The sequence below is a fragment of the Alkalimonas collagenimarina genome (genome assembly GCF_030717845.1).
GTDB lineage: Bacteria > Pseudomonadota > Gammaproteobacteria > Enterobacterales > Alteromonadaceae > Alkalimonas > Alkalimonas collagenimarina.
In genome coordinates, this window is record NZ_JAUZVZ010000022.1 from 1 (window position 1) to 12,402 (window position 12,402).

The following is a 12,402-nucleotide window of genomic DNA, read 5'->3' on the forward strand; positions in this document are numbered from 1 at the left end:
ACCTTAGGTGGCTTTTTTTATGGCTAAGAAGGCATGGACTACCACTAAAGTTTGCTTGGTTAGTGTGTGGCTTAACGCTAAAATAAAGCACATTTGATGAAAATTCACACAAATTATCTAGACTAGAAGACAACTGTTCTTGAGGTGATAAATTTTCAGGATGACATAGATAGCTACGGCTTTTAATGTTAAAATCCGCGCCATTAATACGTGTATCCGAAATTGGAGCCTGTTTTTTACAGAAAGTTCCAGTATCAATCGGGTGCGCTGCGTGATATGCAGCTGAAAAACTAAACCGTTTCTTCCCAAACTAGTAGTGCAAGTACGTATGATAAAACTCAAAAAAGGCTTGGACATTCCCCTTTCGGGCAGTCCTAAACAAGACATAACTGACGGGCCTGCTGTTAAACGCGTTGCCGTACTCGGTGAAGAGTTTAATGGTATGCGGCCAACGATGTTGGTTGAAGTAGGCGATACCGTAAAAAAAGGTCAGGGCTTGTTTGAAGACAAGAAAACCCCTGGTGTTGTTTTTACTGCGCCTGCCTCAGGAACCGTTGTGGAAATTAACCGTGGTGCCAAGCGTGTTTTGCAATCTGTGGTGATTGAAGTGGGCGGCTCTGATGCCGTGCAATTCGAGAAGTATAGTGCAGATCAGCTCAGCAGCCTGACAGCAGACCAGGTTCGCAAAAACCTGGTTGATTCAGGTTTATGGACTGCGTTTCGTACCCGTCCATTCAGCCAAACACCAGCGATAGATAGCACTGCAAAAGCTATTTTTATCACGGCTATCGATACGCATCCTTTGGCTGCGGATCCTGCATTGGTGATTAACGCTGAAGCTGAAGCATTTAAGCATGGCTTAACAGTACTAACCCACTTGACGGATGGCAAAATCTATCTGTGTAAGCAGGCAGGTACTGAGTTACCATCGGTTTCTGGTGTTGAGCAGGCTGAGTTTGGCGGCCCACACCCGGCCGGTTTGCCTGGTACCCATATTCACTTTCTGGAAGGTGCTGCCATTCATCACGTTGTTTGGCATTTGGGCTACCAAGATGTTATCGCAGCGGGTAAGTTGTTCACCACGGGAGAGTTGCCGGTTGAACGTGTTATTTCTCTGGCCGGTCCTGTAGTGAAAAATCCACGTCTGGTGAAAACAGTGCTGGGTGCTTCACTCGAAGAGCTAACCGCTGGTGAACTTACTGACGGTGAGCATCGTATTATTTCAGGTTCGGTACTGTCTGGTACAACTGCTCACGGCGTGCATGGTTATCTTGGCCGCTTCCACAATCAAGTGTCTGTTTTGGCTGATGGTAGCAATAAAGAGTTCCTTGGTTGGATTGCCCCGGGTAGTGAAAAGTTTTCCATTACCCGTGCCTATCTATCTCATATCAACCCTAAAAAACGCTTTGATATGACCACCAGCACCAATGGATCATCTCGTGCCATGGTACCGATCGGAAATTACGAGCGGATCATGCCGTTGGACATTCTGCCCACTTTATTGTTGCGTGATCTGGTTTCGGGTGATACCGACAGCGCTCAGTCACTTGGCTGCCTTGAACTGGACGAAGAAGACTTGGCACTGTGCACCTTTGTGTGCCCTGGCAAGTATGATTACGGCTCCATTCTGCGTAGCTGCCTGACGACGATCCAGAAGGAAGGCTAATCATGAGTTTAAAGCATTATTTAGAACGCATTGAACCGCAGTTTGAAAAAGGCGGTAAATACGAGAAGTGGTATGCGATGTACGAAGCTGTCGCTACCATTTTATACACTCCAGGTCTCGTGACCAAAAACGGTGCACATGTGCGTGACAGCATTGACCTGAAACGTATCATGATTTTTGTCTGGCTAGCACTGTTCCCAGCCCTGTTCTTCGGAATGTTTAATGTCGGTCACCAAGCGGTTGCCGCGCTGGCTGATGGCTTTGCCACGCCTGATACATGGCAGGTGGGTGTCTTCCAAATGCTGGGTGGCAGCTTGACGGAAAACTCCGGCTGGGGCATGAAAATGCTCTATGGTGCATGTTGGTTTCTGCCCATTTATGCAGTGACCTTCATTGTCGGTGGTTTTTGGGAAGTATTGTTTGCTTCGGTCCGTAAGCACGAAGTCAACGAAGGCTTCTTTGTTACCTCAATTCTGTTTGCATTGATCCTGCCAGCGACTATCCCATTGTGGCAAGTTGCTCTGGGTATTACCTTTGGTGTGGTCGTGGCAAAAGAGGTGTTTGGTGGAACGGGTCGTAACTTCTTGAACCCAGCTCTGGCAGGCCGTGCTTTCTTGTTCTTCGCCTATCCAGCGCAAATCTCTGGTGATGCCGTGTGGACAGTAGCGGATGGTTACTCAGGTGCTACCTTATTGAGCCAGGCGCAAGGTTTGCCGTATGAAGCGGGCCAAACGGGCAATACACTGTATGCTTCGCTGGATTACAGCAACATGCAACTATGGTGGGATTCTTTCTTAGGTTTTATCCCCGGTTCTGTTGGTGAAACATCCACCTTAGCTCTGCTGATTGGTGGTTTGGCCTTGATTTACTTCCGCATTGCATCCTGGCGTATAGTGCTGGGTGTCATGGTGGGGATGGTACTGACGGCTTTACTGTTTAACGGCATTGGCTCAGACACCAACCATTTATTCGCGATGCCCTGGCATTGGCATTTGGTGATTGGTGGTTTTGCGATTGGTATGTTCTTTATGGCAACGGATCCGGTTTCAGCGTCCTTTACCAATCAGGGTAAGTGGGCTTACGGTATCTTGATTGGCGTGATGGTGGTTCTCATCCGCGTAGTCAATCCGGCCTATCCGGAAGGCATGATGCTGGCGATTTTATTCGCCAACCTGTTCGCACCATTATTTGATTTCTTCGTGGCTCAGGCCAATATTAAACGGAGGCTGGCACGCAATGTCTAGTAACAACGATACCATCAGTAAAACACTGATTGTGGTCATTTCATTATGTCTGGTCTGTGCTTTTATTGTATCCACAGCCGCAGTGCAACTGCGGCCGGTTCAGGAAGCCAATCAGCTGCTGGATGCGCAAACGAACATTCTTCGCAGTGCGAAAATTCTGGAGGGTGCAGCAACACCTGCCAAAGTTCGTGAGTTATTTGCCAAGCATGTTGAAGAGCGTATTATCGATCTGGCTACCGGTGAGTTTACCGATAAAGATCCGGCGCAGTTTGATTACCGTTCTTCCTGGCGTGATAACGAGTTAAGTACTCAGTTGAACAAAAAAGATGATGTGGCTTCCATTCGTCGCAAACCACATTATGCGCCGGTGTATCTGGTCACCAATGCAGAAGATGAGCTGATTTCAGTGGTGTTGCCAATTCATGGCTATGGCCTCTGGTCAACCATGCATGCCTTTATTGCTCTGGAAACCGATGGCAATACTATCATTGCCATGAATTACTATGAGCAAGGTGAAACACCCGGTTTAGGTGGGGAGATTGAGAACCCGCGTTGGATTGGTCAGTTTGAAGAGAAAAAACTCTTTGACGAGCAAGGTAACCTCGCTCTGAATATTGTGCGCCCGGGCAATGCTTCAGATCCTAATCATCACATTGATGGTTTGTCTGGTGCCACGCTGACTGCCAATGGTGTCCAAAATACCTTTACCTTTTGGATGGGGGAGCAGGGCTTTGGTCCTTTCCTGAGCAAGGTTCATCAAGGAGCACTGAACAATGGCTAATGCAAAAGAAATTAAAACCGTACTGTTTGGGCCGATTTTTGCAAATAACCCTATAGCGCTTCAGGTGTTGGGTGTTTGTTCCGCCTTGGCCGTGACAACTCAGATGGCAACTGCCTTGGTGATGTGTTTTGCGCTGACCTTTGTACTGACGTTGTCCAACTTCTTTATTTCTGTCATTCGAAACCATATCCCATCGAGTGTGCGGATCATCGTACAAATGACCATCATTGCGTCCCTGGTTATCATTGTCGATCAGTTGTTGAAAGCTTACGCTTACGATGTATCGAAAGAGCTTTCAGTATTTGTTGGTTTAATCATTACCAACTGTATCGTCATGGGCCGTGCGGAAGCGTACGCTATGAAGAGCTCGCCAGGCATGAGTCTGTTAGATGGCCTGGGCAATGCGCTCGGCTACAGCTTAGTCTTGATGGTGGTTGCCTTTATCCGCGAACTTGGTGGTTCAGGTTCTGTTTTTGGTGTGGAGATTATGCCACTGGTCAGTGAAGGTGGTTGGTATCAACCGATGGGTATGTTGTTGTTGGCACCAAGTGCTTTCATCATTATTGCCTTCTTCATTTGGGTGCTGCGGACGTTCCGTCCTGAGCAAGTTGAGCAGGCATAAGGAGCTGACAAATGGGATTTGAGCATTATATTAGTTTATTTGTTCGTGCTGTGTTTATTGAGAACCTCGCACTGACATTTTTCCTTGGTATGTGTACCTTTCTGGCGGTATCAAAGAAAGTAACCACTGCCTTTGGTCTTGGCGTTGCTGTTATTGTGGTATTAGGTCTGGCCGTGCCAATCAATAACATTGTGTATCACAATCTGCTGGCACCAGGTGCTTTGGAGTGGGCTGGGTTTCCAGATGCTGACCTGAGCTTCCTTGGTTTTATCACCTATATTGGCGTTATCGCTGCGATGGTGCAGATCCTTGAAATGGCTTTGGATAAGTTCTTTCCGGCACTTTACAACGCCTTGGGGATTTTTCTGCCCTTGATTACGGTGAACTGCGCTATCTTCGGTGGTGTTGCCTTCATGGTAGAGCGTGATTATGGCTTCGGTGAAAGCGTGGTATTTGGTTTAGGCAGCGGCGTAGGCTGGGCTTTAGCTATTACCTTGCTGGCAGGTATTCGTGAGAAATTGAAGTACTCGGATATGCCTGCTGGTATGCGTGGCCTTGCGTCCACCTTCTTAGTGGTGGGTCTGATGGGCTTGGGCTTTATGTCGTTCTCCGGCGTTTCATTGTAAGCAGCAGTAGAGGGAAAAAACCATGCAAGAGATTATTCTTGGCGTAGTGATGTTTACAGTGGTCGTTGTGGCCTTAGTATTCATCATTCTAGCCGCGAAATCCAAACTGGTTGCCAGCGGTGAAGTCACCATCACCATCAATGGTGACCCGGAAAAAGCAATCAAAACGAAGCCAGGTAGCAAGTTACTTGGTGTATTGGCCGATAAAGGCATCTTCTTATCATCCGCTTGCGGTGGTGGTGGCTCGTGCGGTCAGTGTACGGTTCATGTGAAAGAGGGCGGCGGTGAAATTTTACCGACGGAGCTTGACCACATCACCAAAAAAGAAGCTCGTGAAGGCTGTCGCTTGTCCTGTCAGGTCAATGTAAAAGGCGACATGGACATTGAAGTGGAAGATGAAGTCTTTGGTATTCGTAAGTGGGATTGTGAAGTCATCTCCAACGATAACAAAGCGACTTTCATCAAAGAATTGGTGCTGAAAATTCCTGGTACCGAGTCCGTGCCATTCCGTGCTGGTGGTTACATACAAATTGAAGCGCCACCACATCATGTGAAATACAAAGACTTCGATATTCCGGAAGAGTATCGTGGTGATTGGGAGCGCTTTAACTTCTTTAGTCTTGAGTCTAAAGTCGACGAAGAAACTATTCGTGCTTACTCCATGGCCAATTACCCGGAAGAAGAAGGTATCATTATGTTGAATGTGCGGATTGCGACACCGCCGCCAAACAACCTTTCACTGCCATGTGGTAAAATGTCTTCCTTTATCTGGGGCTTGAAAAAAGGCGATAAAGTGACAATTTCAGGGCCATTTGGTGAGTTCTTTGCCAAAGAAACTGAGGCTGAAATGGTCTTCGTTGGTGGTGGTGCTGGTATGGCGCCAATGCGCTCGCATATTTTTGATCAGCTTCGACGCCTGAAGTCAACGCGCAAAATGTCGTTCTGGTATGGAGCCCGCTCTAAGCGCGAAATGTTCTATGAAGAAGATTTCGACATGTTGGCGAAAGAAAATGACAACTTCGAATGGTATGTGGCCTTGTCTGATCCGCAACCAGAAGATAACTGGGAAGGCGACACTGGCTTCATTCACAATGTGCTGTATGAGAATTATTTGAAAAATCATAAGGCACCTGAAGATTGTGAGTTCTATATGTGTGGCCCGCCAATGATGAACAAAGCTGTCATCAACATGCTGAAAGATTTAGGTGTTGAAGACGAAAATATAATGCTTGATGACTTTGGTGGTTAACCCTACATCATGTTGAAATTTGCACGCAATTACTGGCTGGCCCTTCTCGGGCTGGCCATTTTACTTTCTTGCAGTCCGGTTGAGGAAACCCCTTCAGTTTCGCCTGAGCGGTTAGAAGGGCGGACTATGGGAACCTACTATGTGGTGACCTTATTTACCGGCTCGCAAGTAGTTGATTTACCCCAGTTACAGCAAAGAATTGATGCTGAGTTGGAGTTGGTGAATCAGTTGATGTCGACCTATATCCCTGATTCCGAGCTGATGCGCTTTAATAGCTGGCATAGCACACAACCATTTTTGCTGTCAGAAGCCACTGCGGAAGTGATGGCTGAGGCACTCAAAGTGGCTGAAGAAACCGGTGGATTGCTGGATGTCACTATTCGACCGTTGGTCGAGTTGTGGGGCTTTGGTGCACAGGGCCGCATTGAGAAAGCTCCAACCGCTGAGCAATACCAAGAGATCCAACCCTATGTAGGGTATCAGAACCTGCAACTCGATGGATTATGGCTGAGCAAAGCAGATCCACGGGTGTCGGCTGATTTATCGACCATTGCCAAAGGGTATGGCGTTGATCGTGTGGCGGATTTGTTGGAGGCAGAAGGCATTACCGCTTATTTGGTGGAGGTTGGTGGTGAAATTCGTGTGCGTGGCCCTAAACCTGACGGAAGCCCCTGGCGTATTGCCATAGAGCGACCAGTGTCTGGTGAGCGCTCGGTGCAACGTATTCTTGAGTTCGACAACAAAGCCTTGGCTACATCAGGTGATTATCGGAACTATTTTGAACAGGATGGCGTGCGTCATTCGCATATACTGGATCCGCGAACTGGCCAGCCCATCCAGAATCGAGTCGTTTCTAGTACGGTGTTGCATGAGTCATGCATGACCGCTGATGCCTATTCAACCGCACTAATGCTCATGGACGCCGATGAAGCCATTGCCTTTGCAGATACTCATAGTTTGGCTGCGTTGATTGTGGTTAAAACCGATGATGGTTTTGAAGAGCTCAGCAGCCGTGCTTTTGAACCTTTTTTGCAGTAAGGAGCCAAATAGATGATGAGTACCTTTCTACTGACGTTTGCAATTTTACTTTTGGTGGTGCTAGGCATGGCCATTGGTTTTTTGGTGCAACGGAAAACCTTGGCTGGCAGTTGTGGTGGCTTAGGGAGTATGGGTATTGAAAAAGCCTGCGACTGTGATAACCCATGTGAAAAGCGACAGCAGCGCATGGCAAAAGAAAAGTTCTGGCAAGAGAATAAAATTATCTAGTTGCTTCACGTCAAAATACTGTAAAGCAGGACTGCCAGTAACCGTTGCCTCTTTGACGGATACTGGTTGTTCCTGATGCAGTTTTCTTCAATAATGGCTTTTTGAATTACTGGAAGCTGTTATGTCTTATCCTACTCTTTTTACCGCAGACTCGATAACAGCGTCATTGCAAGATGAGCGCTGGGATGCCTTGATTGTGTTGGCGCATGACCTACAAGCCGATGAGCTGTCCACGATAGCAATCGCCATAGCATCAGCTCAGGGCGTTGATCAACGTATTGGTCAGCAGCTGGTAGCAATGCCATGCAGTAGCATGCCGGGTGGCCGCTTGATCCTTGCCCCTGTCGGTACTTTAGAGCGTGATTACGACGATGTTCGTAGTTATGCGGATGCTGCTAAAGCAGCCATAGTATTGGCAAAGGAGATGGGAGCTACTGCTCCATTGGTGTGGGTGCAACCTCACCACAATGAACTGTACCAGCATGCAATCGAAGTCAGTTATCTGGCGATGTGTCAGGCGCTGTGGCAACCGCTAGAAGGACGTGAAGTAGTTGGTGAAGAAAAGCTGGAACCGGTGCAGTCCATTGCTATGGTTGGTCTCGTTGAGTCTCAGGCTGAAGAGCTGATGGCTATTGAGTCAGGACGCCGGTTAGCACGTGATTTAGCAGGTACAGAGCCAGAACGCATGAGTGCTTTGAATTTTGCTGCTTATTGTCAGCAGACGTTCTCCGGCAGTGCGGTCGAGGTTGAGGTCGTAACCGATATCAAAACATTGCAACAAGATTATCCACTGCTGATGGCGGTTGCTCGAAGTTCATTGGTGGTGCCGAGGCATAGGCCAGCTGTGATCCGCCTTAGCTACACACCGAAAGGTGCCATAGCTCAAAGTGTATTTTTGGCAGGAAAAGGGTTGGTGTACGATACCGGTGGCGCTGATTTAAAAGTAGGCGGTAGCATGGCGGGTATGAGCCGCGATAAAGGCGGTGGTGCTGCGGTGGCAGGCTTTATGTTGTCGATTGCCAAGCTGCAGCCTGAAGGCTTGAAAGTAGTTGCGGAAATTGGAGCCGTTCGTAATAGCATTGGCTCGGATGCGTTTGTACCAGATGAAATTTTGACGAGCCATGCCGGGGTACGGGTACGAATTGGCAATACCGATGCTGAAGGACGTCTGGTATTGGCTGACCTACTCTCGCACTTACGCCAGCAAGCAACCGATGAAGTGGCACCACAGATCTTTTCAGTTGCTACTTTAACAGGTCATGCGGCTCGTTCAGTTGGCCCTTACACGGCATTGGTTGAAAATGGCCCGGCGCGTGCCTTAGGGCTATCGCTTCGCATGCAGCAGTTTGGCGATGTGTGGGGCGACCCTTGTGAAATATCGCGCAGTCGTCGAGAGGACTATCAGTTTATTCAAGCAAAAAGCAGTGCTGAAGATGTGTTAAGTTGCAACAATGCAGCGTCATCCATTACGGTGCGCGGCCACCAGTTCCCCATGGCGTTTCTGGTCGAGGCTTCCGGGCTGGCCGACCATGGACAATACCACATGAAGCCTATTCCTTATGTACACTTAGATATTGCGGGCAGTGGCGTCGATGGTGGCGACTGGATACACGGCAAGCCATCAGCAGCACCCTTGATCACGATGCTGGCATCGGTGTTATCGGATCAGACCATTCGCTGAGTACCGGCCAGCGGCTCTCATGTTCGTGCAGAGCCACTGGCCTGATATATGATGGCAGACAACAACGCTTGTCCTGATGTTAAATGCTGGGTATGCTGTTCATTCATGATTTTAACTATACGACTAATAGTAGCCTCAAGATGCAAATGGACTGGCAATGCGCTTAAGACAGACGTTACTGATTTATTTAGTACCCTTGCTGTTATTTCCGGCTATGCTGTTTGGTATTTTGGCGATTAAATACAGTCAGTTGTACTATTGGCAACAAGCAAATCTAACCGCCAGCCACTTTTTAGCCGAGCAAAAGCTGGCAATTAATCACGAACTGTCCACGTACCGCCAACAGATCCAAGCGTTGGCGTCCAGTCAAGAGATAGAGCAATTTCTATTATCTGCCGCATCGGAGCCTGAAGCCTTGCAAGCGAGGTTTACGGCTTTTATCGACTCACAAGGTGAGTCGTATTCCCTCAAGTTACTGCGTTTGAACGGTCAGGTTGAGCTGTTGGTATCTGAGCAGTCGGATGAGGGCCGCTCCACTCGGTTTCGTCAACGATATCTAACGCGTCTGCAGAGCATGATCCGGGAAGATATTTTTTTCTTTGCACCAGAAAGTGACACTACCGAACAACGTTTGTTTATTGCCCATAAAGTGTACAGCCCTCAACAGGAAGGCACTGACTCCAGATTACTTTGGGGGTACTTGGTACTTGGTGTTGATCCGAAAAATTTGCGTGACATCTTGCAACAGAGCTTAACACCAGGCAGCGTCTCTTTAATGATCAGTCCCTCAGCAACCATTGCTTTTTCAGATCGTCCACAGTTAATTGGTAGTACATTTGCTCCGAGTCATTTCAGAACCATTCAAAAGAGTATGCAACAACTTGAGATGGAAAAGGGCTTGCTACTAGGCCAATCAATGTTGTTGAAAGGTGCTGAATTGCCGGGGGATTTCCAGCTGTTATTAGGGATTAATCAGCAGGAGCTTATGGATGGCACCATGCAGATCCCATGGGTTATCGGCGGGTTGTTGTTGAGTGTTTGTTTATTGCTTCCTTTTAGTATTTACTGGTTGTTGATCCGCCATGTCTTTGGCCCCATTCGTAAGCTCACGCAAGCAAAAACAGCCGTCGGCCGCGGTGATTTATCGACGTTATTACCGGTATTAAAGCAAGATGAATTGGGCGATATGTTTGCTGCATTTAATGTCATGGTACGACAGCTTAGGGTGTATCGTGAACGTGAGCGTGCATATAAACAGCAGCTTGAAGAAAAGGTATTAAAACGGACGCAGGACTTGGCACGGGCTAATGACGATTTAGCTGCTGCGAACCACGAGCTTATTATTGCCAGAGAGACGGCAGAACAAGCCAGCCGCTTAAAAAGCGTATTCCTTGCCAATATGAGCCATGAAATCCGCACACCCTTAACCGCTATTATTGGCTTTAGTGAGCAAAGCGTACAGGAAGTTGATGTCGAAAAAATCAAAGATTATCAGCATCGGGTACTTAAAAGCAGTCAGCACTTATTAAACCTCATCAACGATATTCTGGATCTTTCTAAAATTGAAGCGGATAAACTTGAATTGCAGGCTGAAACGTTTAACTGTCTGGAAATTATCGATGATGTGTACCAATTGACACACAATCAGGCGGTAGCAAAAGGCTTGGATTGTGAGCTTCAGTGGATATTCCCATTGCCTGAAACCCTAAAAACTGACGAAGTTCGTTTTCGGCAGGTGCTGCTCAATTTAACCAGTAACGCGGTTAAGTTTACGCAGGAAGGCAAGATCATCATTCGGGTCGAGCATGATTTGATGAGCCAACAGCTTCGAATTGCGGTGAAAGACACCGGAATTGGTATCGCTCCGTCCGAGCTATCACGCTTATTTCAGCCCTTTGTACAGGCAGACTCTACCGTTACGCGCCACTTTGGTGGCACGGGGCTTGGCCTGTGTATTTCAAAAAAGCTTGTTCAGCAGATGGGCGGGGATATCTTTGTTGAGAGCGTGAAGGGGGTTGGCAGTAATTTTGAGATCCTGCTGGATTGTACCGGCATGGATAGCCACTTAGTGCAGTCTTACCAACCACCAGAAGTTATTCTGACTGAACCATTGACGCATCAGCAAAGCGCATTGCATATTTTGGTTGCAGAAGACAACCCGGATAATCAGCTACTATTAAGCATCTTACTGCAGCAGGTCAATGCGACTTATGTGATGGTTGAAAATGGACATCAAGCCGTTGAGCAGGTATTGAGTGCTGATTTTGATCTTATTTTTATGGATATGCAAATGCCAGAAATGGGGGGTGAAGAGGCGACCGAGTTGATTCGCCATGCGGGCATTCAAACACCTATTATTGCGGTCACTGCCAATGTGATGAGCGAAGATATCGAGCGTTATAAACGCTCTGGTTGCCAGTCCGTATTATCCAAACCAATTAATCAGCAGCAGTTCCTGACGGTAGTAAAATCGTTCCGAACCGAGCTATCAACAGAAGACCATCTGCAACTGGAGCAGAAGCTGGCACAAGATCCAGTGATACAGGCATTAAAACAAAGCTTTAAACTGAAATTGCCGGGTCTGATCGAACAATTACAACAGGCATTCGAATTGCAAGACTGGGACCGACTGGCCTTTGAGGCTCATAGTTTAAAAGGCAGTGCTGGTAGTATGGACTTTCCTACGATCACTGAACTGGCTGCAGAGCTGGAGCAACTGGCGCATCAGCAAGTCGTTCAGCGCTGTGAGGACGTATTGTTGCAGATGCAATCCATAGCAGAAAAGGACGTAACCAATGTCTAGTTACCATGATTTCCAATTAGACCCCAGATTGGAGCAGGATAGCCATTTTATGCAAAACTGGCCGTTATGCCAGTTGCGATTAATGAATGATCAACAGTACCCGTGGTTCCTCTTGGTACCGCGCCGTAAAGCGCTGCGAGAGTTTATTGATTTATCTGAGCCAGATGCACTGCAACTTCAGCTCGAGAGTCGGCGTTTGAGTAAGTGGATGCAGCAGCAATTTCAACCCGCCAAGTTAAATATTGCGGCCTTGGGTAATATAGTGCCACAATTACATATTCACCATATTGCCAGATTTACTGATGATACTGCATGGCCTGCTCCAGTTTGGGGTTATGCACCTATGCTGCCTTACACTGAACAAAAAGTGCAGCAGAAGCTGTTTCACTGGCAGCAATCCTTGCCTGTTTGGCCGGAAGATACATCGGGCCGGCCATGATTTTTTTCGCTAGATATTGAGGTGA

11 protein-coding genes are annotated in these 12,402 nt (G+C 47.6%); all 11 read left to right on the forward strand.

What is annotated here, in order from left to right; all coding sequences use genetic code 11:
* The first annotated feature begins 328 nt into the window (after positions 1-328).
* The 11 genes from Q3O60_RS13720 to Q3O60_RS13770 all read left to right on the forward strand — a co-directional run bounded on the left by Q3O60_RS13720 (position 329) and on the right by Q3O60_RS13770 (position 12,377).
* Positions 329-1,666, forward strand: coding sequence for a Na(+)-translocating NADH-quinone reductase subunit A (locus Q3O60_RS13720; RefSeq protein ID WP_305894510.1), 1,338 nt, complete (start codon positions 329-331; stop codon positions 1,664-1,666).
* Positions 1,667-1,668: 2 nt separating this feature from the next.
* Entirely contained in the window at positions 1,669-2,910 is a 1,242-nt protein-coding gene (locus Q3O60_RS13725; protein WP_305894511.1) for an NADH:ubiquinone reductase (Na(+)-transporting) subunit B, read from the forward strand.
* On the forward strand, positions 2,903-3,691 hold the full coding sequence (locus Q3O60_RS13730) for a Na(+)-translocating NADH-quinone reductase subunit C (protein ID WP_305894512.1): 789 nt from the start codon (positions 2,903-2,905) through the stop codon (positions 3,689-3,691). The genes Q3O60_RS13725 and Q3O60_RS13730 overlap by 8 nt, the downstream gene beginning before the upstream one ends.
* Entirely contained in the window at positions 3,684-4,313 is a 630-nt protein-coding gene (locus Q3O60_RS13735) for an NADH:ubiquinone reductase (Na(+)-transporting) subunit D (protein WP_305894513.1), read from the forward strand. The genes Q3O60_RS13730 and Q3O60_RS13735 overlap by 8 nt, the downstream gene beginning before the upstream one ends.
* Positions 4,314-4,324: 11 nt before the next feature.
* Positions 4,325-4,939 (forward strand): NADH:ubiquinone reductase (Na(+)-transporting) subunit E, encoded by a 615-nt coding sequence (gene nqrE, locus Q3O60_RS13740; protein WP_305894514.1) that lies wholly within the window; start codon positions 4,325-4,327, stop codon positions 4,937-4,939.
* Between the two features lie 22 nt (positions 4,940-4,961).
* The gene (nqrF, locus tag Q3O60_RS13745) at positions 4,962-6,188 is read left to right on the forward strand and encodes an NADH:ubiquinone reductase (Na(+)-transporting) subunit F (protein ID WP_305894515.1); all 1,227 of its coding nucleotides are present in this window, start codon (positions 4,962-4,964) and stop codon (positions 6,186-6,188) included.
* 9 nt (positions 6,189-6,197) lie between these two features.
* Positions 6,198-7,226, forward strand: a complete 1,029-nt coding sequence (locus Q3O60_RS13750; RefSeq protein WP_305894516.1) for an FAD:protein FMN transferase — start codon at positions 6,198-6,200, stop codon at positions 7,224-7,226.
* Positions 7,227-7,241: 15 nt separating this feature from the next.
* Positions 7,242-7,454, forward strand: coding sequence for a (Na+)-NQR maturation NqrM (gene nqrM / locus Q3O60_RS13755; RefSeq protein WP_305894569.1), 213 nt, complete (start codon positions 7,242-7,244; stop codon positions 7,452-7,454).
* Between the two features lie 121 nt (positions 7,455-7,575).
* Positions 7,576-9,135, forward strand: a complete 1,560-nt coding sequence (locus Q3O60_RS13760; RefSeq protein WP_305894517.1) for a M17 family metallopeptidase — start codon at positions 7,576-7,578, stop codon at positions 9,133-9,135.
* 157 nt (positions 9,136-9,292) lie between these two features.
* Positions 9,293-11,938 (forward strand): hybrid sensor histidine kinase/response regulator, encoded by a 2,646-nt coding sequence (locus tag Q3O60_RS13765; protein ID WP_305894518.1) that lies wholly within the window; start codon positions 9,293-9,295, stop codon positions 11,936-11,938.
* Positions 11,931-12,377 (forward strand): HIT domain-containing protein, encoded by a 447-nt coding sequence (locus tag Q3O60_RS13770; RefSeq protein ID WP_305894519.1) that lies wholly within the window; start codon positions 11,931-11,933, stop codon positions 12,375-12,377. The genes Q3O60_RS13765 and Q3O60_RS13770 overlap by 8 nt, the downstream gene beginning before the upstream one ends.
* The last annotated feature ends 25 nt before the right edge of the window (positions 12,378-12,402 follow it).